This window comes from Tissierella sp., assembly GCF_031460495.1.
Lineage (GTDB): Bacteria > Bacillota > Clostridia > Tissierellales > Tissierellaceae > JAVKTS01.
In genome coordinates this window covers 1-23,287 of record NZ_JAVKTS010000008.1, presented here as the reverse complement: position 1 = coordinate 23,287, position 23,287 = coordinate 1, and the positions used below count along the sequence as shown (strand labels likewise).

The following is a 23,287-nucleotide window of genomic DNA, read 5'->3' as shown; positions in this document are numbered from 1 at the left end:
AAATATTTTTTTACATTGAAGGGCAAAGAAAGTCAAAGTCAAAGGAGGAATTAGATGCCAGGTCTAAGTAATATGATAGAAAGATTTATTGAATCATTAATAGAAGTTTCCGATGATAAAACTATTGAGATACAGAGAAATGAGTTGGCTGAACAATTCGAATGTGCCCCTTCTCAGATAAACTATGTGCTTACCACTCGATTTACTCCCTATAAAGGTTATTATATTGAGAGTAGAAGAGGCGGAGGTGGGTATATTAAGATTATAAAAGTGGGTATAAATGAATATGAAGAAATTAATGACATTGTATTAGAAGCCATAGGGGAATCAATTACTAAGAGCAAAGCATATCATGTAATTGATGGATTAATAGAAGAAGACATAATAAGCAAAAGAGAAGGAGAGATTATGAAAGCAGCCATTGGTGATAGAGCTTTATATAATGAAAATATGAATAATAGAAATAAATTGAGGGCAGATATCCTAAAAAACATGATGTTAATTCTTATTAAATAGGGGGTGTTGATTTGTTATGTCAAGTATGCGAAAAAAACAATGCTACTATTCATTTTACTAAGATTATTAATGGAAATGTAGAGGAAAAACATATATGTGAGTCATGTGCTAAAAAAAATAGTGATTTCGATTTTGAAATGCCATTTTCATTTCAAAAAATATTTACAGGTTTCATCGATGCCAAACAAAAGCAAAATGTAAAGGATATTTCTTGTAATTGTGGATTAACCTATGGAAAGTTTATGGAAAATGGGAAGTTTGGTTGTGCTAGTTGTTTTGAGGTTTTTCAAGATGATGTGGAGTCCTTATTAAAAGGTATACATGGGCATATTAACCATAATGGAAAAGTTCCTAAAAGAGCAAGCAATAGAATCCTTCAAAGAAGAGCAATTGGAACATTGAGATCTGAAATGGAAGAATCAATTGAAAATGAAGATTTTGAAAAGGCAGCTTTATTGAGAGATGAAATTAAAAAGATTCAAGAAGAAATTGATAAAATTGGTGGTGAGGGGATTGACTAAATGGCTGAATAGTTCAGGTAATGATGAAGATGTGGTAGTAAGCACTAGAATAAGGGTTGCCCGAAACATGGTAAATTACAGATTCCCAGGTTTTATGAGTATGGGTGAATCAGAGTCAGTAGTTGAAGAAGTTTTAAATGCTATGAAAAACAGTTCTGATTTATATAAATTTTATAGAATTAATGATTTAAATGAACTAGAGAGAACTTTATTCGTTGAAGAACATTTAATAAGCCCTGGGCTAACGCAATTAACAAAAAATAGTAGTTTTCTTTTAAGGGAAGATGAAAAGGCAACTATAATGATAAATGAGGAAGATCATATTAGGATACAAGTACTATTATCTGGATTAGATATTGAAGAAGGATGGAAAACTTGTTCAGAAATAGATGATTATTTAGAGGCAAAAATAGATTATGCTTTCCATGAGAGATTTGGATATTTAACATCATGTCCTACTAATGTGGGTACAGGTCTTAGGGCTTCCGTAATGGTTCATCTTCCTTGTGTAGCCATGACAGGCCATCTAAACTCTATTATAGAGGCATTGAGAAAAATAGGGTTAACTGTAAGGGGACTCTATGGAGAAGGATCCAAAGTCTTAGGTAATCTTTTTCAAATATCAAATCAAACAACTTTAGGTGAGAAAGAGGAAGATATAATTAAGAAATTAAATAAGGTCATATTTCAAATAGTATCTAGGGAAAGAAGTACACGAAAATATATGATGGACAAAAAAAGTATTGAACTTGAAGATAAAATATTTAGGTCATTGGGTATATTGAATTATAGTAGGATTATTTCATCTGAAGAATCCATGACTCATTTATCAAATGTTAAGCTTGGATGTGATATGGGATTAATTAAAAACATAAATTCTAAGGATATTGTAAAACTAATGGTAGAAATTCAACCAGCTAGTATACAAATAAGTTCACACAAAGATATGATAAAAGAAGAGAGAGATATGTATAGGGCTCAAATTCTAAGAAATAACTTAATAGGTTTGGAGGTATAATTGATATGGCAATGTTTGGAAGATTTACAGAAAAAGCACAGAAGGCAATACTCTTATCTCAAGAAGAAGCTAAGGGTCTAAAACACAACTATGTCGGCACAGAACATCTATTACTAGGTTTGATAGCTGAGGGAGAAGGTGTAGGGGCTAAGGCTCTTGTGGAATTTGGAGTGACATTAGATAAAGCAAGAGCAGAAATTATTGCAGCTATAGGGCAAGGTGACTATGGATCAGATATCCTAGGGTTTACTCCTAGGACAAAGAGAATATTTGAGTTAGGATTTATTGAAGCAAGAAATCTAGGACACAATTATGTTGGCACAGAACATTTACTTTTAGGATTATTGGAAGAAGGCGAAGGTGTAGCAATAGTTGTCTTGAAAAAATTAGGAGTAGATATTAGTAAGCTAGGCGAATTTGTATTGAGTATGATAACTGATACAGGCGCTAAGCAAAATCCAAATACAGAAGTATCTAATCCAAATACACCTAATTTATCCAAATATAGTATTGATCTAAATAAGATGGCTGAAGCTGGAGAGATAGATCCAGTTATCGGAAGGATGAAAGAGATAGAGCGAGTAATCCAAATCTTAAGTAGAAGAACGAAAAATAATCCAGTTTTAATAGGTGAACCTGGTGTTGGGAAAACAGCTATTGCTGAGGGACTGGCACAAAAAATAATTGAGGGAACAGTGCCTGAGATTATAAAAGATAAGAGAGTAGTTACTCTTGATCTACCAGGGATGATTGCTGGAGCAAAATATAGAGGTGAATTTGAAGAAAGATTAAAATCTGTTATGAAGGAATTGAAAGAAGCAGGAGATGTTATACTTTTTATTGATGAACTCCATACCATAGTTGGTGCGGGGGCAGCTGAGGGTGCTATAGATGCTTCAAACATATTAAAACCTGTACTTGCTAGGGGTGAATTACAAGTAGTAGGTGCAACGACTATAGATGAGTATAGAAAGTATATTGAAAAAGATTCAGCATTAGAAAGAAGATTACAACCTATTATGGTAGAAGAACCTAGTGTTGAGGATACTATTAAAATATTGGAAGGTCTAAGGGATAAATATGAAGCTCATCATAGGGTAAAAATAACTGATGAGGCAATAAAAGCTGCAGCAGAATTATCCAGTAGATATATTACTGATAGATTTTTGCCTGATAAGGCTATTGACTTAATAGATGAAGCTGCTTCAATGATTAGGATAAGTTCTTATGTTGCACCTGTAGAATTAAAGAGTTTGGAGGAAAAACTAGAAGATTTATCTCAAGAAAAAGAGGAAGCTATAAATACTCAAAACTATGAAAAGGCAGCAAAAATAAGGGATATGGAAAGACAAGTCAAAGAAGAACTAAGTAGCAATAAGACCAAATGGGAGCAAGAAAAACAGACATCAAGTATGGTAGTTAATTATGAAGAAATAGCTAAGGTAGTATCAAATTGGACAGGAGTACCTGTTACAAAAATGACATCAGAAGAATCTGAAAGACTATTAAACTTAGAAGATATTTTGCATAAAAGAGTAATAGGTCAAGAGCAAGCTGTAGAAGCTGTGGCAAATGCAGTAAGAAGGTCTAGGGTAGGTCTTAAGGATCCAAAGAAACCTGTAGGCAGCTTTATTTTTGTTGGACCTACAGGAGTAGGTAAGACATATTTAGCTAAGGCATTGGCGGATGCTCTATTTGGTGACGAGGATGCTATGATAAGAATAGATATGTCTGAATATATGGAAAAACATTCAGTTTCAAGACTAATTGGATCACCTCCAGGATATGTTGGATATGATGAAGGCGGCCAACTAACTGAAGCTGTAAGGAGAAAACCATATGCTGTAATTCTCTTTGATGAGATTGAAAAGGCTCATCCTGATGTATTTAATATGCTATTGCAGATATTAGACGATGGACGATTGACAGATTCAAAGGGAAAAACCGTTGATTTTAAAAATGCAGTAATTATTATGACATCCAATGTAGGAGCTACCTCTATTAAAAAGCAAAATGTTTTAGGCTTTTCTACAGGAAAAGAAGAAACAAAAGAAGAGTATGAAAAAATGAAAGAAACAATATCTGAGGAATTGAAGAGAACATTTAGACCTGAATTTCTAAATAGACTTGATGAGATAATAGTTTTCCATAGTTTAGATGAAAAACATGTTAATCAAATTATTGAAATAATGATAAAGGACTTAGAAAAGCGTCTTTCAAAAATGGATGTATCTGTAGTCATTTCTGATAATACAAAATCAAATATTGCAAGTAAGGGCTTTGATCCTGTATATGGAGCTAGACCTCTAGAGAGAACCATAAGGAAAATGATAGAAGATAAGCTTGCAGAGGAGATATTAAGAGGAAATGTTTCTAAGGAAGACAAAATACTAATTGATTATGAAAATGATGAGCTTGTATTTAAAACAATGTAGAGAAGGACTAAAATGTTCTTCCGAATATTATGGGGGATAAAATGAAGAGAAGGACCATATATATATGTGATAAATGTGGATATAATAGTGTAGGTAATTTAGGGAAATGTCCAGAATGTGATTCTTGGGGTAGCCTAAAAGAAACTGTGATACAAGAAAAAAAGGAGTTTGCTGGTAATAAGAAAACAGAAAGAAAAACTATAAAGAGATTGCAAGATGTTGTAGCTACCAATAGTGATAGGATAGTAACTAGTATCAATGAGTTCAATAGAGTCATGGGTGGAGGAATAGTTAGAGATTCTATCACTATATTAGCAGCAAAGCCTGGAGCTGGGAAATCAACTTTATTATTGCAAGTAACTAATGATTTAGCTAAGATGGGATATAAAGTACTATATGCCTCTGGGGAAGAAAGTGAATCTCAAATAAAAAGCAGAGCAGATAGAATCATAGAGAAAATTAATTCTAATGTTTGGGTAATGTCTGATAACAGTATGGACAATGTACTTCAAACTATTGAAGAAATAGATCCTGATCTTATAGTAATCGATAGTATACAGACATTTACTCTTGCAGAATTTTCTAGTTCTAGAGCTGGTTCTCCTACACAAACTATGGAAGGAGCAAATGAATTAGTTGGAATTGCAAAGAATAATAATAGACCAAGGGCTGTTATTATGGTTGGACAAATGACAAAAGAAGATGAAATTGCAGGAGTTAGGGCATTAGAACATTTAGTAGATGCTGTTCTCCTTATAGAAGGAGAAAGTGGAGAAGAATTAAGGACTTTAGTAACTACAAAAAATAGATATGGATCAACTGGCGAAATGGGATTTTTCTACATCACTGATAAAGGGATGATTTCCATAGATAATCCATCAGAGTATTTTATGACAAGTCGGGAGCAAAATAATATAATGCCAGGTAGTTCTATAACTGTTGTGAGGGAAGGAACTAGACCAATTATACTTGAGATTGAGAGCCTTGTTTCAGATTCTTTTACACCTTACCCTTCAAGGATAGGAGAATGTCTTAAAAGAGAGCAATTAAACACTTTAGTATCTATCATAGAGCAAAGAGGTGGAATAAAGTTTTATGATAAAAATGTAGTAATCAAGACTACAGGAGGAATAAAGTTAAAAGAGCAAGCTTCAAATCTAGCAGTACTTATGAGCATAGTATCCTCAGTAAAGCATATAGGAATACCAAATGACACAGTTTTCATAGCAGATGTTGGCTTAACTGGAGAATTGAAGAGAGTTCCATCTCTTGAATCTAGGATAAGAGAACTTGATAGAATGGGATTTTCTAAGGTATATGTTGCTCCAAATAGTGGGAAGGGAATAAAAACAAATAAGTTAAAGATCATAGAATTGGAAACATTAAGAGATGTGATCAAAAGTGTTTTTATATAATAACTTAAAAACAGTCTAGAATTTTTTCTAGACTGTTTTTTAAGTTACAATTCACATTTGTAAATCTACAATATGCGTCTTTTACTATTTTAAACTGAATACTCCTAATGTTTTAATTGTATCATATTCTTTTTTAATAATATCATCTAAGCTTAGATCTAATGTATTGCAAAGAGCGGCTAGGTAAAAGATATAAGAACCTATTTCCTCGTAAAGAACATCTTTACAACTGTCGCAAATCTTCCCTTCAATATGAGTTTTAACTGTATTTAGCATTTCTTCAAAAGAATCATTGCTATAGTCTTGCTTAGTAGCATGAATAGAAATACATCCACAAGAAGTTACAGATTTGGCTACAGCTCTATTAATACGGGCATTATACTCATCAAGTTTAGTTGTTACATCTAAAATGCTTTTATGTCTAATAAGAACTTGAGAGACTTCGGCCTGGAAATTTACACATGTTGACTCTGTATCTGTGATTATAATATTGTCATTCACATTGTCCACTCCTGTCAAAAGTTATTTGCTATATTTTCATTATACTTATGAGGACAAGGAGTTGTCAAATATTTCTATAAATTATTTATAAAAATAATTTTTAAAAATTTGATAATAATTACTTTCATAATATTAGTAAAAAGCATTGACAACAGAAATAAGACTATGATAAAATATAAACTTTACTTTCAGCTCAAATTAATGTATAATAGAGTAAGAAGGTAAAATAGGAGGTTTTTGAATGTTTAATATTGGAGATAAAGTTGTATATCCTATGCACGGGGCTGGAGTAATTGAATCCATAGAAGAAAAAGAAATTCTAGGTGAAAAAAGAAAATACTTTATAATGAGAATGCCTATTGGAGATATGAAGGTTATGGTTCCAGTTGATAATGTTGATGATGTAGGAGTAAGAGAGATAATCAACAATGCTGAACTGGAAAAAGTTATTTCTATACTTAAAGGTAATAAATCATCAATGCCTCAGAATTGGAACAGAAGATATAGAATCAATATGGATAGGATAAAATCAGGAGATATTTTTGAGATTGCAGCTGTAGTACGAAACCTATTGATGCTGGATATGGAAAAAGGTTTATCTACAGGGGAAAGAAAAATGCTAAGCTCTGCTAAACAGATGCTTCTTTCAGAAATGGTTTTAGTTTCAGATAAAGATCTAGAACATATAGAACAATTAATTATAGAAGCTGTAAGCCATGAAGGAGATGAAGATGAATTAATAGAAGTAGAAATAGAAATAGAAGAAAATTAATGTGTAAATTTTATAAAATAGGTTTATAATAATTATTATTGGAAATAAATAGAGTAATAGGAGGTGAATTGATGATTGGAAAGATTTTGAAGGTAGTGATTGGGCTACTGGGGATGCTATTAGGATATAGTATATTATCTCTATTTGTAAATTTGGGAATTATAACAATGCCCAGAGATGGATGGCTTACATTAGCATTAAATCTTGGGGTTTCAATTTTATTTGGAATTATATTTTTTGCTTTATCGTCAAGGTTTATTAGTAGAGGCAGAAAATTAATCAGTATTATTGAGAAGGAATTGGAGAAATTTTCTGCTTATGATATTACTATATCCTCTGTTGGATTAATTGTTGGATTAATAATTGCTTTTTTATTAACTCAACCTTTGAATAACTTAGGCATACCTTATGTTGGTTTAATTGCATCAATTTTGTTGTATAGCATGTTTGGATATTTAGGATTAACTATTCCCCATAGGAAAAGGGAAGATATATCGTCCTCATTAGGTAATATTAGAAAGAATCCTAGGGATAAAGCAAAGACTCAAAATAGATACATTCCGAAAATATTAGATACATCGGTTATTATTGATGGTAGGATAGCTGATATTTGTAAGACAGGATTTATTGAAGGACCCCTTATTATACCAGTATTTGTATTGGAAGAGTTGCAACATATTGCAGATTCTTCTGATTCATTAAAACGAAATAGGGGAAGAAGAGGGTTGGATATTTTAAATAAAATACAAAAAGAATTAGATGTTGAAGTCATAATTAATGACAAAAAATTTGATGATGTTCAGGAAGTAGACTCTAAACTATTGAAATTAACTCAACTACTTAAGGGAAAGATAATAACTAATGACTACAATCTAAATAAGGTGGCAGAAGTCCAAGGCATTGCTGTGCTTAATATAAATGAGTTAGCAAATGCAGTGAAGCCAGTAGTATTACCAGGAGAAGAGATGTTGGTTCAAGTGGTAAGAGACGGCAAGGAACTGGGGCAAGGACTTGCGTATTTAGATGATGGGACTATGATAGTAGTTGAAAGTGGTAGAAAATTTATTGGAGAAACAATAGATGTTGTAGTTACATCTGTACTTCAGACATCCGCAGGTAGGATGATATTTGCTAAACCAAAATCAATGATAGATAGAGCTGTCTAAGACCCAATTGGGTCTTTTTTTTCTTTTTGGGTAAACTATAAATAGCTGTTTAATGTTTGAAAAGTCTATGCTATAATGTCTAAGAGGTGATAAGATGTATAAAAATTACTTTGTATCTGTAATTATTGCTGCTGCAGGAATGAGTAACAGAATGGGTAGTAGAATTAACAAACAATTTATTGCAATTGATGGGAAGCCAATACTTGCACATACAATAGAGAAATTTGAGAAATGCAGATACATTGACGAAATAATATTAGTATCTAAAGAAGAAGAAATTGATTATTGTAGAAAAGAAATAGTGAAAAAGTATAAATTCAATAAAGTTTCCAATATAATTAGAGGTGGAAAGGAAAGACAGGATTCTATATATAATGGTATATTAGCATTAAATGAAAAGACTGACATAGTATTGACTCATGATGGAGCTAGGCCTTTTATAAAAAATGAAAATATTGAAGATGGAATTGAAGGTGTAGTTGAACATGGGTCATGTGTTATAGGAGTACCTGTAACAGATACCATTAAAGTAGTAAGTGGAGAGGACAAAATCCAATCGACTCCACAAAGATCTTTACTATGGGCCGCTCAGACACCCCAATGTTTTAAAAAACATATCTTAATTAAAGGGTATGAAAATGCAATAAATGATAAATATTTTGGTACTGATGACAGTTCTATAGTAGAGAGAATAGGATATGATGTAAAGATGATTATGGGTTCTTATGATAATATAAAGATAACTACTCCAGAAGATATTATTCTTGCTGAATCATTATTTAAAGATAAAGATATGCTTTATAGTAGGAGAGAATTTTTGTTTCAAAGCAGATAAAATACAAATTAGGTGATAATATGAGGATTGGATTAGGATATGATGTTCATCAACTTGTAGATGATAGAAAGTTAATAATAGGTGGTATAGATATTCCCTTTGAGAAAGGCTTACTAGGTCATTCTGATGCAGATGTACTTGTACATGCAATAATGGACAGTATTTTAGGAGCCTTAGGACTAGGAGATATAGGAAAGCATTTTCCAGATACAGATAATAAGTACAAAGACATATCTAGTATTTATCTTTTATCTCAAGTGAACATATTGATGAATGAAATGGGATATAATATTGGTAATATTGATGCAACCATTGTTGCCCAAAGACCAAAGATGGCTCCACATATAGAAGACATGAGGAATATAATTGGAGAAACACTAAATACAGCCATAGAGAACATCAACATTAAAGCTACTACTACTGAATGGTTAGGTTTTGAAGGAAGAGAAGAGGGAATCTCTTCATATAGCGTTTGTTTGCTTGAAAAAAGAAAATAATTGACAGAGTAAAATTCTATTAGTATAATGTGTTATAATAGATAGACAAAGATGGGAAATAGTAAATATTATAGGTCCTAGAGAGGAAGTTGAATGGTGGAAGACTTCTGTCCTCACTGATATTGAACCTACCCCAGAGTCTTTAAGCGATAAAGCTTAAACGGTAGTGCGTTATAACTATTGAGTGAATCCTTTTGATATATTTGTAGGATTTATTAGAGTGGTACCACGGAACTAACCTTTCGTCTCTAGCAGAGACGAGAGGTTTATTTGTGTTGAAAAATATAAGGAGAGTGATTTTATTATGAAAATGTCAAAACTTTATATACCTACTTTAAGAGAAATGCCAGCAGAGGCAGAAATAGCAAGTCATAAATTGCTTCTTAGATCAGGTATGATGAGGAAACTAGTTAGTGGAGTGTATTCTTATCTTCCAATGGGATACAAGGTAATAAGGAAGGTAGAGGGAATTGTTAGGGAGGAAATGAACAAAGCTGGCTCTCAAGAATTGTTAATGTCAGCTATTCAGCCAAAAGAGATATGGGAAGCAACAGGTAGATGGGAAAATTTTGGACCTGAGATGTTTAGGCTAAGAGACAGAAATGATAGAGAATTTTGCCTTGGACCTACTCATGAAGAGTATTTCACAAATCTTATAAAGGATGAAATAAAATCATATAAGCAACTTCCTTTAAATTTATATCAGATTCAAACAAAGTACAGGGATGAAAAAAGACCAAGATTTGGTTTAATGAGATGTAGAGAATTTATTATGAAAGATGCTTATAGCTTTGATGTAGACGAAGAAAATATGAAAAAAGCTTATCAAGTAATGTGGGAAGCTTATGATGAAGTATTTAAGAGGCTTAAATTAAAATATAAAGTAGTGCAAGGTGATACTGGTGCCATGGGTGGAAAAGTATCTCATGAATTTATGGCTATGTCAGATGTTGGTGAAAGCCTAGTGGCATATTGTAATCATTGTGACTATGCAGCTACTGATGAAAAAGCAGAAGTAAAATATGAAATAAACAATAATGATACAGAAGAACTTCAGCTAGAGAAGGTATATACTCCAGGTGCTACAACTATTGAAGATTTAGTAGAATTATTTAAAATTGAGCATAGTAATTTTGCAAAAGCTTTAGTATTTAATGCAGCAGGAAAACCTGTCATAGCTATTATCCCAGGCGATAGGGAGTTAAATGAAACTAAGCTATGTAATCATCTTGGAATTGGTGAGCATGACCTAGAAATGGCTACAGAAGATATAATAATCGATATTACTGGGGCTAACAAAGGATTTACTGGGCCTGTAGGATTAAAAAAGGAAGTAAAATTGTTAGTAGACTCTAGAATTTCTAAGATGAAAAATCTAATAGTAGGTGGGAATGAAACAGATTACCATTTGAAGAATGTAAATTATGGAAGAGACTTTGCAGGTGAAGTAGTAGAAGATTTGCTTTTAGTTAGAGAAGGAGACATATGTCCTAAATGCAGTGAAAAATTGGATATGGATAGAGGGATAGAAGTAGGAAATATATTCCAATTAGGCACTAAATACTCAGATGACCTAGATGCAAAGTTCTTAGATGAAAATGGTAAGGAGAAATCTTTTGTAATGGGTTGTTACGGTATTGGAGTTTCTAGATCCGTTGCAGCTGTAGTGGAGCAATATCACGATGATGAAGGGATAATATGGCCTTTAGTTATAGCACCTTATCATGTGATAGTAACCGTAATAAATATAAAGAATGAGGAACAGATGGATCTAGGAGAAAAGATATATAAAGAACTGGAATCATTAGGTGTAGAAGTACTTTTAGACGATAGAAATGAACGAGCAGGGGTTAAATTTAAAGATAGAGATTTAATAGGAATACCAATTAGAATAACAGTAGGAAAGAGAGCAACAGAATCCATCGTAGAATACTCGATTAGAGGTAGTGAGGAAAAGCTTGAGGTTAACACTGCTGAATTAATTCCTTTAATAAAAGGTGAATTTGAAAAAGAAAAGTTAAAAATATAAATATACAAGTATATAAATATGCAAATAGCCCAAAAGGACTATTTGTGTATTTATATCAATTTTATGTAAAGCAAATGCAATGAATTTACATATATTAATCATAAATATAGGAAATTATGAATATATAACAAATAAAAATATAAATATTTGAAAAAAAGAAGGAATTTTCTAACAAATATCGAATACTATATATAATAATTTATTAGCAAAATATTAATTGTTCAATTAAGTGTTTATTGTAGTATCATTTTTAGATGCAAAGCTTATTTATTTGTTCTTTAGGTTGTTTTAGGTAGAAGTTGTAGGAGAAATCTGAGAGGAGAATGTCCGCATGATTTAAAATAATAAAAATCAGAGAAAATATGGAGGGTGAATCGGTTTATGGAACTAGAAATTTCGCTGTTGGAATTATGTGATGAATTTATCGGAATATTATCAATATTAAAGGATAAATCATTAATATCTGAAAATGACTATATAACACATTTGGAACAAAAAAATAATTTTATCGAATTTTATAAGAAAAAGGAAAAACTGCAATAATAATTTTTATGGAATACTATATCAAAATCTGAAATATTTCAAATTTTGATATAGTATTTTTACTTATTTTTGGGGGATGGTTTACACTTTCTTTTTTGTGATATATAATATAAGGTAACTAATTTAGGAGGTGTCAGTTTTGAAAGAATTTAGATTAAGATTCGCCCCAAGTCCAACGGGTTTCATACATATAGGATCTATTAGGACAGCTCTATACAATTATCTATTTGCTAAACGAAATAATGGCAAGTTTATTTTGAGGATAGAGGATACTGATCAAACGAGACTTGTAGAAGGAGCTATAGAAAATTTAATAGAGTCCTTGCATTGGGCAGGGGTAGAATACGATGAGGGTGTATTTATTGAAGATGGTAAGATTGTACAAAAAGGCAGTCACGGACCATATATTCAATCGGAGAGATTGGATATCTACAAGAAATATGTAGATGAGCTTATTGGCAAGGGCCATGCTTATTATTGTTTCTGCTCTAAAGAAAGATTAGAAGCTGTACGTGAAGAACAGAAAGTTAATGGATTAGTTCCAAAATATGATGGTTTTTGTAGAAATATACCTTTAGAAGAAGCAAGAGGAAGAATTGCTAAGGGTGAGGAATATGTAGTCAGACTAAAACTACCTAAAAACTATGATGTGAAATTTCATGATTTAGTTAGAGGGGATATTGTAATAAATACAGATGACATAGATGATCAAGTACTTCTGAAATCCGATGGATACCCAACTTATCACATGGCAGTAGTAGTAGATGATTATTTAATGGAAATAACTCATATAGTTAGAGGAGAAGAATGGTTGCCATCTACACCAAAACACATATATTTATATGAAGTCTTTGGATGGGAAAAACCTGTATATGTTCATCTTCCTACTGTGTTAAACAAGGATCGAAAGAAGTTAAGCAAGCGACAAGGGGATGTTTCTGTAGAAGATTTTAGAGATAAAGGATATTTAGCTGAAGGGCTAATCAATTACTTAGCACTAGTAGGTTGGAGTCCCGACGATAATCAAGAGATTCTATCAATGGATGAATTAATTGATAAATTTTCTTTTGAAAGAGTTTCAAAAACTGGTGGAATATTTGATAAAGATAAGTTAAACTGGGTAAACGGTCATTATATAAGATCTTCATCAGTTGAAAAAATTACAGAGATGGCTATTCCTTATTTGATTGAAGCAAATCTTATAGATGATAGCTTTGTAGAAAATAACTATGATTGGATCAAACTATTGGTTCATACGGTACAAGAATCCTTAGACACAGTATCTGAGATAGTTGAAAAAGTAGAATTTATATTGAAGGATCATGTAGAAATCATAGAAGAAGATGCATTGGAGATTATTAAAGGTGAACAGGTTGGTACTGTTCTAACCGCTATCAAAGAAGAGTTAAATAATATAGAGGTAATAGATGAAGAATATGCTAAAGGATTTATGAAGCTAATCCAAAAATCAACAGGAGTCAAAGGAAAGAACTTGTTTATGCCAGCCAGAGTGGCACTAACAGGCACAGCACACGGACCAGAGTTTGTGAATATTCTAATATTACTTGGCAAGGAAAATATATTGAAGAGAATAAATTATGTAATGGAAAATTACAAAGGCAGTGAATAGTAAATAGTGAATAACCAATAGTTAAAAGATAAGAAGATTTTATGCTTCAGTCTTTAGCTATTTACTATTAGTTATTCAGCATAAAGAAGGAGGGATAGAATGAAACTTTATAATACTCTAACAAGGAAAAAGGAAGAATTTGTACCTATAGTAGAAGGTCAGGTTAGTATGTATACCTGCGGACCAACAGTTTACAACTATATACATGTTGGAAATGCAAGACCTATGGTAATATTTGACACACTAAGAAGGTTTTTTGTGTATAGAGGATATAATGTGAAATATATTGTAAACTTTACAGATATTGATGATAAAATGATCAATAAAGCTAATGAAGAAAATACATCAATAAAGGTCATCGCTGATAGATATATTGAGGCATTTATGGAAGATGCCAAGGGTTTAAACTTATATGAAGAAGGAACAATTCATCCTAAGGCTACAGATTTTATCCAACCTATGATAAGTTTTATAGAAGGGTTAATAGAAAAAGGTGCAGCTTATAATGTAGATGGTAATGTTTATTTTAATGTAGATATGGCAAAAGACTATGGTAAATTGTCTAAGAAAAATATTGATGATTTAATATCTGGCGCAAGAGTAGAGATTAGTGAAGAAAAGAATAATCCCATAGATTTTGCACTGTGGAAAAAAGCTAAACCTGGGGAGCCTTCTTGGGAAAGTCCTTGGGGAGACGGAAGACCGGGATGGCATATTGAATGTTCTGTTATGTCAAGGTCATTACTAGGAGATACAATCGATATTCATGCTGGAGGAGAGGATCTTCAATTTCCACATCATGAAAATGAAATCGCTCAGTCAGAAACATTAACGGAGAAACCATTTGCTAATTATTGGATGCATAATGCAATGCTAAATGTCGATAATCAAAAAATGTCGAAATCGTTAGGTAATTTCTTTACTGTAAAGGATATTGCGCAAGAATTTGATTTGGAAATCCTGAGATTTTTCTTGCTTTCAGCTCATTATAGATCTCAAATAAACTTTACTAGAGATGTAATGAAGCAAATAGAAAATGGTCTTGAAAGATTGTATAATGGAAAGAAAAATCTAGAATATTTACTTGGTAAGGTTGAAGACAAAGAATTAGATGAAGCTGGAAACAGTGGGCTAGCAGTTATAGAAGGCTTTAAAAATGATTTTATTGAAAGTATGGAAGATGATTTAAATACAGCAGATGCAATTGCAAGTCTCTTTGAATTAGTGAAGTTCTCAAACACGAATCTTGACGAAAAATCATCTAAAAAATTAGTGCAAAAAGCCTATGATTTATTATTAGAATTATCTCATGTCCTAGGCATATTGAATAAAAAAGATGAAATTCTTGAGGACGAAATATTAGAGCTTATTAAAAAAAGAACTGAGGCAAGAAAAAATAAGGACTTCAAGCTATCTGACGAGATAAGAGATACTCTAAAGGCAAAGGGCATAGTCTTGGAAGATACCCAAGAAGGAGTGAAATGGAAACATATATAGCCTATGGAAAATAATAATTTATTTAGAGATATGAACACAATACTAAGTGCAGAGGACATAGTTATGCTATCTCCTCTGCAACTAGCATATATAGGAGATGCAGTATATGAATTACTAATCAGAACCTATTTGCTTAAAAAGGGTTTATCCGTAAAAGACTTGCATAGAGCAACCATTAAGTATGTGAAAGCAAAGTCTCAAGCATATATTATTCATGAATTAGAAGATATACTAACTGAAGAAGAGCAAACTGTTGTAAAAAAGGGTAGAAATGCTAAGACTAATACTATGCCTAAAAACGCTGATATGATTGACTACAAATATGCTACAGGTCTAGAAGCTTTATTCGGATACCTTTATTTGACAAATCAAGACAAGAGGATATCAGAATTATTTGAAGAAGTATCAAAGATAAAAATTAACTAAAGAAAAGGGGAATATAAATGGCAAAGGTAGAACTTCTAAGATATACTCCTGATGGAGAAAAGATCATTGCAGCAGCAATTGAATATTAATATTTTATTTTATAAGTAAAGTAATTAATGAACATTACTCAAATTTAATAGATATATAATAGAAAGCTTTTTACTAAATAGAGTAAAAAATTATATGGTACAGTCAAAATTATTATACTATGTATAATAATTAATTTTATATTTGTATATACCAATATAATGAACATGCTTAGGGATATTTACATGTAATCATGTTATGGTAAATATAATATAATTATATATTATATAGATATTCAATGGATATATTATTTTATATAATAACCAAATTATGAAAGCTAAATTGACCTATTGTATTATATTTTGGTTAGGGATTTTAAAGATAATCTATTAAATACAACTAAATTTATTAAAAGATTTGGAGGGTTCAAATGAGTTACGCAGATCAAGTGTTTAAAGAAACCTGTAAAAGTATACTTAGTGAGGGAGTTTCTTCGTATGGACAAACTATACGAGCTAAATGGGAAGATGGGAAAGAAGCACATACAATAAAAAGGTTTGGAGTTATTAATAGATACGATTTATCTAAAGAATTTCCTATTTTAACTTTAAGATCTACAAATTTTAAAGCAGCAATAGATGAAATTCTTTGGATTTGGCAAAAAAAATCTAATAATACAAAAGATTTAAATAGTCGAATTTGGGATAGTTGGGCTGATGAAAATGATACTATTGGTAAAGCATATGGATATCAATTAGGGATAAAACATAAATACAGAGAAGGCAAATTTGATCAAGTAGATAGAGTTTTATTTGATTTAAAAAACAATCCATATAGTAGAAGGATTATTACTAATATTTACAATCATAATGATTTATCTGAGATGAATCTATATCCTTGTGCATATAGTATGACATTTAATGTCATAGAGAATAAATTAAATGCGATACTAAATCAAAGATCACAAGATGTTTTAGTTGCAAACAATTGGAATGTAGTTCAATATTCAATATTAATGCATATGTTTGCTCAAGTGTCAAATTTAGAAGTTGGAGAACTAATCCATGTAATAGCTGATGCTCATATTTATGATAGACATATTCCTATTATAGAAGAACTGCTAGAAAGAGAAGCTTTTGAAGCACCAAAGTTAACTATAAATAAAGATGTAAAGAATTTTTATGAATTTAAGATAGAAGACTTTAAATTAGAAAATTATAGATATGGAGAGAGCGTAAAAAAAATACCCGTAGCAATTTAGGAGGAGTTATATGAAGGCTATAGTTGCAGTAGATTTAAATTGGGGAATCGGTTTTGATGGAAAACTACTTGAAGTAATACCAGATGATATGAAATTTTTTAGGCAAAAAACTATTGGTAATGTAGTAGTTATGGGAAGAGAAACTTTTGAATCCTTACCAGAAAAGAAACCTTTAAAAAATAGAGTAAATCTTATTTTAACTAGAGAAAAATTTATTGATAATACAGAATTAACTGTCTGCAATTCTGTAGAAGACACATTAATGAAATTAAAAAAATATGATAGTAATAATATTTTTATAATAGGAGGTGAGTCTATATATAATCAATTTTTGCCATATTGTGATGAAATCTTTATAACGAAGATTTATAAAGAGTATAAAGCAAATAAGTTTTTACCTAATATAGATAAAGATAAAAATTGGATATTAAAAGAAAAGAGTGAGATCAAAAAATACAAACATATTAATTATAATTTTAACACTTACATTAAATTATAAATTTAGTTTATAGGGGGAAAAAATGAATAGAGGAATACTTATAGATAGAATGTCTAAGAGATTAGAGAAAGGTGAAGGTGCAATATTTGTAGGGAGTGGAATATCTGCTAGTTCTACAAAGGCTAATTGGTTTGACCTTTTATTGCCATTGACAAGTCAACTAGGAATTGATTTAGAAAGTGCTGATGATTTTCCTTTGATTGCTCAATTTATAGTTAATAGTTATTCTGGTAATAGAGGTCCATTGTTACATGATATTTATAAAACCTTTAATAAAAAATTTCAAATAAACAATTATCATAAATATTTATCTACGACTAATGTGTCTACAATATGGACTACCAATTACGATACTTTGTTAGAGACTGCATTTTCTGATTTTAATGTATCTGTAAAATCAAATGATGATTCTATTAGTAGAAATATCGCAGAGTCTGATATTGAAATAATAAAGATGCATGGATGTATCCAAAGTTCAAAATATGATGAAATAGTAATAACACAAGAAGATTATGATGATTTTTTGTTAAATCGACCAGCCATGGCACAACGATTAAGTGAGGACTTAACCAATAAGTCTTTTTTATTTATTGGCTATAGCTTCAGAGACCCAGATATAAATAATATATTAATAAGTGCTAGAAGATTAATAAAAAAACACACAAGAGAACATTTTCTTATAACAATGGAGAATTATAAAAATAAAGAAGAAAGAAAAAGGCAAGAGTTATGGTGTAATGATTTAAAAAGATTTGGAATTTCTACTTTATTAATAAGAGATTATAATGAACTTGAAAAAATACTTATGGAGATAAGTGGAAAATCCAGAGGGAAAACAGTATTTGTAACAGGATCTCACGAGTCAAATGATGAAAATTATAGAGAACTTGGACAATTGCTAGCTAAAAATTCTGAAGTTATATTATTAAGTGGACAATCTTCTGGGGTAGGGTCTAATGTAATTGCAGCTTTTACTGAAGAATATATAAATAGTAAAAATGATATTATGAGTAAAATTAGAATTTTTCCTAATCCATATTCAGCAAATGAAAAATATTCAAATGATCCTGCACTTATTCCTGATTTAAAAAGATGTAGGATAAAATTACTAAATTCTGCTCAGATTGTAGTAGTATTTAAAGGTGGAATTGGAACTGAGGCAGAAATTGATTTAGCTATTAATCAAAATTGCTATCTAATTCCGGTAATTTTAAAGAAAGAAGATAGAGAAAATAATGCAATAAAAAAAATATTGTATAATAAAGATAATATGGAGATCTTAGAAATAAAAGCAAATAATTATTATAAAAAGTTAATGGATGAGAACTATATTACTAATATGATAGATGTAGATAAATGTATAAAAGACTTATTTAGCAACAAAATAACTTTAGATGATGAAAGATTTAATATAGAAATTAATAACAATAAGAAAGATGTTAAATTAAAGAAAAAGACAGGATTCGTAGAAGTTGGAAGAAGCACTAAGACATTAGTAAATGCATTAATAGGAGCTAATGATTTAAAATCTTATGAATTAGAGTTAGAAAAAATAGATAGAATTAAATCTATGAGTAATGGACCTGATATATTAACAGATTTGAGTATTGTCAAAAGATCTTTTAAAGATAGCCTATGGTATAAAATTGCTAATGAAACTCCGTTTATATCTGCAACTCTGCCAATATATATTGTGAGTAAAAAAAATGATAAATTAGATGAGAAGGAACTTCTTGATATTATAATTGAGCAAATTGAAAATGGTGTTGGAATGATAACTATACATCCAACAGCAAACAAAAAAATTTATGATTTATCAAAAAATAGGATAGTTCCAATTACATCTAGAGGCGGAGGAATGGTTTTAAAAGACCTTATATCAAGAAACTTTAAAGAAGAGAATATTTATATTAAGTTATTGCCTGAGATAATAAAACATTCCAAAAAGAATAGCGTTGTTTTAAGTATTGGTGCAACCTTTAGATCGAGCAATATACTTGATTCATGTGATAGGGCTCAATTGCTTGAGATTGAAGAGCAAATAAAAATAGCAGATGAAATTCATAGTAACGGAGTTGGTGTCATTTTGGAGTCTCCTGGGCACGCAAAACCAAAACATATAAAAGAACTATCATGTATTTTAAAAAAAACTGGATATCCTATTATGCCATTGGGGCCTATTCCTACAGAAATGTCAATAGGAATGGATCATGTTTCTGCTACCATTGGAGCCACTATTATGGGATTAGAAGGATGTACTAATATTATTTCTACTGTAACAAGAGAAGAACATACTGGAAATATTCCGTCGATTGAATCTGTAATAGAAGCTATAGAAAGTGCCAGAATTGCAGCCCATATAATAGATATAGATAAAACAGGTGATTTAGAAGAAGATAAAAAAATAGCTCTAAACAGAGCCCAAAATTATACTTGTGTATATGGTAAAATGAGTAAATATTGTACTAGATGCAATGATTTATGTCCTTTATCTATAACATAGTGTTTATTTTGTAATTATATATTAGCTAGTAAGGCATAGAATAGCCAGTTACTCTCAACAATCACAAAGATATGTAAAACTAGATCAATTTGAATATATAATTCCGCCTGCTATTGAAAACAATAAGAAAGCAAAGGAATTGTTTGTAAAAGCTATGGAAGAAGATCAAAAGTACTATGATGAACTAGTAAGTCTTTTATTCAAAGACCATTATAAAAAACATATAGAAAATGGACTTGATGATAAGGACGCCAGAGCCAAGTCTGAAAAGGAATCTATAGAAGACGCAAGATATATTTTTCCAAATGCCTGTGAGACAAAAATAGTATTTACAATGAATGCCAGAACTTTAATTAATTTCTTTAGACTTAGAACTTGTAATAGGGCTCAATGGGAAATAAGAGAACTTGCAATTATGATGTTAAAAGAAGTAAAGGCGGTTTATCCAACATTGTTTAAAAATGCAGGACCAGGCTGTATAGAAGGTCCATGTCCCGAGGGAAAAATGACCTGTGGAAAAATTAAAGAAGTAAGAGAGCAATTTAAAAAATAGTGAAAAGTGAATAGTTTTTTGCTATTCACTGTATTATAGAAAGGTGTGAGTAAGTGAGCGAGCAATATGTTGTTGGAAGAAATCCTGTCTTGGAAATATTGAAGACAGATAAGGAAGTAGAAAAACTATATATATTAAAGGGCGAGTTACAAGGTTCAATAAATAAAATAATTGGGATAGCTAAGGATAGAAAGATTATTATACAGCAGGTAGATAGAGCTAAATTAGATTCTATGTCTGAGGGCAATGCACATCAAGGAGTAGTAGCTTTGATCACATCATATAATTATGCCACAGTAGATGATATCTTAGAAAGAGCAAAGGAAAGAAACCAACCTCCCTTTGTAATAATTTTAGACGAAATAGAAGACCCTCATAACTTAGGAGCAATAATTAGAACTGCTGAATGCGCAGGCGCACATGGTGTAATTATTCCTAAGAGAAGAGCTGCACAAGTAAATCAAACTGTATATAAGAGTTCTGCTGGAGCTGTTGAGCATATGCTTGTAGCAAAGATAAATAATATTGTAAATACAATTGGAGAATTAAAAGATAAAGGGCTATGGGTTTATGGTGCTGATATAGATGGAACAGATTACCATTTTAATACATCCTTAAAGGGACCTATTGCTTTAGTCATAGGTAATGAAGGAAAGGGAATATCTAGGCTTATAAAGGAGAAATGTGATGTATTAGTTAAGATTCCAATGGAAGGGAAAATATCATCTCTTAATGCTTCAAATGCTGCAGCTATATTGATTTATGAAGTGTTTAGGCAAAACCATGGCCACTAAGAACAAAAGAATGAAAGAATACCTTTTTGTTGATGGGTATAATATTATCAATTCTTGGGATCGCTTCAAAAAGTCAAGGGAAGATAACCTAGAAGAAGCTAGGGATGCATTAATAGATATAATGCTAGAATACAAACATTATTCAGGAATAGAAATAATAATTGTTTTTGATGCCCATTTAGTAAAAGGCAATAGTGGTACTGAGCAAAATCATAAGGGAATAAGGGTTATTTATACTAAAGAAAATGAGACGGCGGATCATTTTATAGAAAGGGTCTTAGACGAAATAGGGAAATTTAAAAGGGTAAGGGTAGCTACATCAGATTGGATGGAACAACAAATAATTCTTGGAAGAGGTGGAACCAGAATTTCTGCCAGAGAATTGGAGATTGAGATATTTAATGAAAAAAAGGTTATTAGACGCAAGAGAATTACAGAAAATAAAAGAAATGATTTATTATTAGGGAGATTAGATGAAAATACAATAAAGAAACTAAACGAATTAATTAGCAAAGATGAATAACCTTGACTAATATTATTGTATTAATTATAATTTAATTGATTGGATTATATCCAAACTGGGGGGATGATTAATGCAACTACAGTTATTGCAAAAGGAGAATGAATTAACAGCATTAGAAATGATGCGAGATGAAGAAATAGTGGAAATTGCAAAGACGGATGATTATTTTGCATTGGAATACTTGATTTACAAATACAAGAGTTATGTAAAATGCAAGGCGCGCTCTTACTACCTAATTGGGGCAGATAAAGAAGATATTATCCAAGAGGGTATGATTGGGCTGTACAAGGCTATTCGAGATTATGATAAGGAAAAACTTGCATCATTCCGAGCCTTTGCAGAGATTTGTATTACTAGACAAATTATTACCGCAATAAAGACAGCTACCAGGCAAAAACATATTCCTCTAAACTCTTACATATCTCTAAACAAGCCTATATATGACGGTGAATCAGATAGAACATTATTAGATATTGTTTCAGGTATAGCTATTTGTGATCCAGAAGAATTGATGATTGGTAGGGAAAATTTAGGTCTTATGGAGAGGAAAATCGCAGAAATTTTGTCAGAATTGGAGTTAGAAGTATTGATGTCATATGTAGATGGAATGTCTTACCAAGAAATCGCAAAGGAATTGGACAGGCATGTTAAATCCATTGACAATGCTTTGCAGAGAGTGAAAAAGAAGCTGGAAAAAAGTTTTGAAATCAAAGAATAAACTATGCTTGACATTTTATATAGTAAATAGTAAAATATCTAGCAGTGAGTAAATGCCCACGTAGCTCAGGTGGTAGAGTACTTGCTTGGTAAGCAAGAGGTCTCCGGTTCGAGTCCGGTCGTGGGCTCCATAATTCAAAAATCAAGGAACACTTGGATGAGTTTCCTTGTTAATCTTCCTAGGGGAGACTCTATAAGAGCAAATTAATTTATATAATCTATAATTAAGGAGGAATAAGAAATGGGAAAAGCAAAATTTGAAAGAACCAAACCACACGTAAACATAGGGACAATAGGCCACGTAGACCATGGTAAAACAACATTAACAGCAGCTATAACAATGGTATTAAACAAAAGATTTGGAACAGGTGAATTCATAGACTATGCACATATAGACAAAGCACCTGAAGAAAGAGAAAGAGGAATCACAATATCCACATCTCACGTAGAATACGAAACAGCAAACCGTCACTATGCACACGTGGACTGCCCAGGCCATGCTGACTATGTAAAGAACATGATCACAGGAGCAGCACAAATGGACGGAGCAATCTTAGTAGTATCAGCAGCTGATGGTCCAATGCCACAAACAAGAGAACATATCCTATT

At 31.3% G+C, this 23,287-nt stretch carries 22 protein-coding genes, 1 tRNA gene, 1 pseudogene and 1 other annotated feature; of the genes and pseudogenes, 23 read left to right on the top strand and 1 reads right to left on the bottom strand.

Going from position 1 to position 23,287, the window contains the following annotated elements; all coding sequences use genetic code 11:
* The first annotated feature begins 54 nt into the window (after positions 1–54).
* The 5 genes from RIN63_RS14630 to radA are packed head-to-tail and all read left to right on the top strand — an operon-like array spanning position 55 to position 5,905.
* Positions 55–516: a CtsR family transcriptional regulator gene (locus tag RIN63_RS14630; protein WP_310445490.1), complete on the top strand. Its 462-nt coding sequence runs from the start codon at positions 55–57 to the stop codon at positions 514–516.
* An 11-nt stretch (positions 517–527) separates the two neighbouring features.
* The gene (locus RIN63_RS14625; RefSeq protein ID WP_310445489.1) at positions 528–1,037 is read left to right on the top strand and encodes a UvrB/UvrC motif-containing protein; all 510 of its coding nucleotides are present in this window, start codon (positions 528–530) and stop codon (positions 1,035–1,037) included.
* On the top strand, positions 1,030–2,055 hold the full coding sequence (locus RIN63_RS14620) for a protein arginine kinase (protein ID WP_310445488.1): 1,026 nt from the start codon (positions 1,030–1,032) through the stop codon (positions 2,053–2,055). Before RIN63_RS14625 ends, RIN63_RS14620 begins: the two co-directional genes overlap by 8 nt.
* A 5-nt stretch (positions 2,056–2,060) precedes the next feature.
* Complete coding sequence (locus RIN63_RS14615; RefSeq protein WP_310445487.1) at positions 2,061–4,490, top strand: ATP-dependent Clp protease ATP-binding subunit; 2,430 nt, start codon at positions 2,061–2,063, stop codon at positions 4,488–4,490.
* Positions 4,491–4,531: 41 nt separating this feature from the next.
* Positions 4,532–5,905 (top strand): DNA repair protein RadA, encoded by a 1,374-nt coding sequence (gene radA, locus RIN63_RS14610; protein ID WP_310445486.1) that lies wholly within the window; start codon positions 4,532–4,534, stop codon positions 5,903–5,905.
* Between the two features lie 84 nt (positions 5,906–5,989).
* On the opposite strand, the gene RIN63_RS14605 is transcribed toward radA, so the two are convergent.
* Positions 5,990–6,406 (bottom strand): DUF1573 domain-containing protein, encoded by a 417-nt coding sequence (locus RIN63_RS14605; RefSeq protein WP_310445485.1) that lies wholly within the window; start codon positions 6,404–6,406, stop codon positions 5,990–5,992.
* Between the two features lie 241 nt (positions 6,407–6,647).
* Here RIN63_RS14605 and RIN63_RS14600 point away from each other — a divergent pair, with 241 nt between their 5' ends.
* The 18 genes and pseudogenes from RIN63_RS14600 to RIN63_RS14515 form a co-directional block, all read left to right on the top strand.
* Entirely contained in the window at positions 6,648–7,178 is a 531-nt protein-coding gene (locus tag RIN63_RS14600; RefSeq protein ID WP_310445484.1) for a CarD family transcriptional regulator, read from the top strand.
* Positions 7,179–7,249: 71 nt separating this feature from the next.
* Positions 7,250–8,344 (top strand): PIN/TRAM domain-containing protein, encoded by a 1,095-nt coding sequence (locus RIN63_RS14595; protein WP_310445483.1) that lies wholly within the window; start codon positions 7,250–7,252, stop codon positions 8,342–8,344.
* A gap of 94 nt (positions 8,345–8,438) precedes the next feature.
* Positions 8,439–9,179 (top strand): 2-C-methyl-D-erythritol 4-phosphate cytidylyltransferase, encoded by a 741-nt coding sequence (ispD, locus tag RIN63_RS14590; protein WP_310445482.1) that lies wholly within the window; start codon positions 8,439–8,441, stop codon positions 9,177–9,179.
* 20 nt (positions 9,180–9,199) lie between these two features.
* Entirely contained in the window at positions 9,200–9,676 is a 477-nt protein-coding gene (gene ispF / locus RIN63_RS14585; RefSeq protein WP_310445481.1) for a 2-C-methyl-D-erythritol 2,4-cyclodiphosphate synthase, read from the top strand.
* 39 nt (positions 9,677–9,715) lie between these two features.
* Positions 9,716–9,929, top strand: a binding site (T-box leader).
* Positions 9,930–9,980: 51 nt separating this feature from the next.
* Positions 9,981–11,705, top strand: a complete 1,725-nt coding sequence (locus tag RIN63_RS14580; RefSeq protein ID WP_310445480.1) for a proline--tRNA ligase — start codon at positions 9,981–9,983, stop codon at positions 11,703–11,705.
* Positions 11,706–12,086: 381 nt separating this feature from the next.
* Complete coding sequence (locus RIN63_RS14575; RefSeq protein ID WP_310445479.1) at positions 12,087–12,248, top strand: hypothetical protein; 162 nt, start codon at positions 12,087–12,089, stop codon at positions 12,246–12,248.
* Positions 12,249–12,387: 139 nt separating this feature from the next.
* Positions 12,388–13,878 (top strand): glutamate--tRNA ligase, encoded by a 1,491-nt coding sequence (gene gltX, locus RIN63_RS14570; RefSeq protein ID WP_310445478.1) that lies wholly within the window; start codon positions 12,388–12,390, stop codon positions 13,876–13,878.
* 99 nt (positions 13,879–13,977) lie between these two features.
* The gene (gene cysS / locus RIN63_RS14565; protein ID WP_310445477.1) at positions 13,978–15,375 is read left to right on the top strand and encodes a cysteine--tRNA ligase; all 1,398 of its coding nucleotides are present in this window, start codon (positions 13,978–13,980) and stop codon (positions 15,373–15,375) included.
* A 3-nt stretch (positions 15,376–15,378) separates the two neighbouring features.
* Entirely contained in the window at positions 15,379–15,801 is a 423-nt protein-coding gene (locus RIN63_RS14560; RefSeq protein WP_310445476.1) for a ribonuclease III domain-containing protein, read from the top strand.
* Between the two features lie 457 nt (positions 15,802–16,258).
* Entirely contained in the window at positions 16,259–17,089 is an 831-nt protein-coding gene (thyA, locus tag RIN63_RS14555) for a thymidylate synthase (RefSeq protein WP_310445475.1), read from the top strand.
* Positions 17,090–17,099: 10 nt separating this feature from the next.
* Complete coding sequence (locus RIN63_RS14550; RefSeq protein WP_310445474.1) at positions 17,100–17,588, top strand: dihydrofolate reductase; 489 nt, start codon at positions 17,100–17,102, stop codon at positions 17,586–17,588.
* A gap of 22 nt (positions 17,589–17,610) precedes the next feature.
* The gene (locus RIN63_RS14545) at positions 17,611–20,091 is read left to right on the top strand and encodes a phosphomethylpyrimidine synthase ThiC (protein ID WP_310445473.1); all 2,481 of its coding nucleotides are present in this window, start codon (positions 17,611–17,613) and stop codon (positions 20,089–20,091) included.
* Positions 20,092–20,116: 25 nt separating this feature from the next.
* A pseudogene (thyX, locus tag RIN63_RS14540) lies at positions 20,117–20,644 on the top strand (FAD-dependent thymidylate synthase); the annotation flags it as partial.
* 53 nt (positions 20,645–20,697) lie between these two features.
* Positions 20,698–21,438, top strand: coding sequence for a 23S rRNA (guanosine(2251)-2'-O)-methyltransferase RlmB (rlmB, locus tag RIN63_RS14535; RefSeq protein WP_310445472.1), 741 nt, complete (start codon positions 20,698–20,700; stop codon positions 21,436–21,438).
* Positions 21,428–21,961, top strand: a complete 534-nt coding sequence (locus RIN63_RS14530; protein WP_310445471.1) for an NYN domain-containing protein — start codon at positions 21,428–21,430, stop codon at positions 21,959–21,961. Before rlmB ends, RIN63_RS14530 begins: the two co-directional genes overlap by 11 nt.
* Before the next feature lie 70 nt (positions 21,962–22,031).
* On the top strand, positions 22,032–22,679 hold the full coding sequence (gene sigH, locus RIN63_RS14525) for an RNA polymerase sporulation sigma factor SigH (protein ID WP_310445470.1): 648 nt from the start codon (positions 22,032–22,034) through the stop codon (positions 22,677–22,679).
* A 54-nt stretch (positions 22,680–22,733) separates the two neighbouring features.
* A tRNA-Thr gene (locus tag RIN63_RS14520) sits at positions 22,734–22,809 on the top strand.
* Between the two features lie 110 nt (positions 22,810–22,919).
* Positions 22,920–23,287, top strand: a 368-nt coding sequence (locus RIN63_RS14515; RefSeq protein ID WP_310445469.1) for a GTP-binding protein, incomplete at its 3' end; no start/stop codon positions are given.

Excerpts from the sequence above, each read along its gene's own strand:
- RIN63_RS14630 (WP_310445490.1), top strand. The coding sequence starts at position 55 with ATGCCAGGTCTAAGTAATATGATAGAAAGATTTATTGAATCATTAATA.
- RIN63_RS14615 (WP_310445487.1), top strand. The coding sequence starts at position 2,061 with ATGGCAATGTTTGGAAGATTTACAGAAAAAGCACAGAAGGCAATACTC.
- radA (WP_310445486.1), top strand. The coding sequence starts at position 4,532 with ATGAAGAGAAGGACCATATATATATGTGATAAATGTGGATATAATAGT.
- RIN63_RS14600 (WP_310445484.1), top strand. The coding sequence starts at position 6,648 with ATGTTTAATATTGGAGATAAAGTTGTATATCCTATGCACGGGGCTGGA.
- RIN63_RS14595 (WP_310445483.1), top strand. The coding sequence starts at position 7,250 with ATGATTGGAAAGATTTTGAAGGTAGTGATTGGGCTACTGGGGATGCTA.
- ispD (WP_310445482.1), top strand. The coding sequence starts at position 8,439 with ATGTATAAAAATTACTTTGTATCTGTAATTATTGCTGCTGCAGGAATG.
- ispF (WP_310445481.1), top strand. The coding sequence starts at position 9,200 with ATGAGGATTGGATTAGGATATGATGTTCATCAACTTGTAGATGATAGA.
- RIN63_RS14580 (WP_310445480.1), top strand. The coding sequence starts at position 9,981 with ATGAAAATGTCAAAACTTTATATACCTACTTTAAGAGAAATGCCAGCA.
- RIN63_RS14575 (WP_310445479.1), top strand. The coding sequence starts at position 12,087 with ATGGAACTAGAAATTTCGCTGTTGGAATTATGTGATGAATTTATCGGA.
- cysS (WP_310445477.1), top strand. The coding sequence starts at position 13,978 with ATGAAACTTTATAATACTCTAACAAGGAAAAAGGAAGAATTTGTACCT.
- RIN63_RS14560 (WP_310445476.1), top strand. The coding sequence starts at position 15,379 with ATGGAAAATAATAATTTATTTAGAGATATGAACACAATACTAAGTGCA.
- thyA (WP_310445475.1), top strand. The coding sequence starts at position 16,259 with ATGAGTTACGCAGATCAAGTGTTTAAAGAAACCTGTAAAAGTATACTT.
- RIN63_RS14550 (WP_310445474.1), top strand. The coding sequence starts at position 17,100 with ATGAAGGCTATAGTTGCAGTAGATTTAAATTGGGGAATCGGTTTTGAT.
- RIN63_RS14545 (WP_310445473.1), top strand. The coding sequence starts at position 17,611 with ATGAATAGAGGAATACTTATAGATAGAATGTCTAAGAGATTAGAGAAA.
- RIN63_RS14530 (WP_310445471.1), top strand. The coding sequence starts at position 21,428 with ATGGCCACTAAGAACAAAAGAATGAAAGAATACCTTTTTGTTGATGGG.
- sigH (WP_310445470.1), top strand. The coding sequence starts at position 22,032 with ATGCAACTACAGTTATTGCAAAAGGAGAATGAATTAACAGCATTAGAA.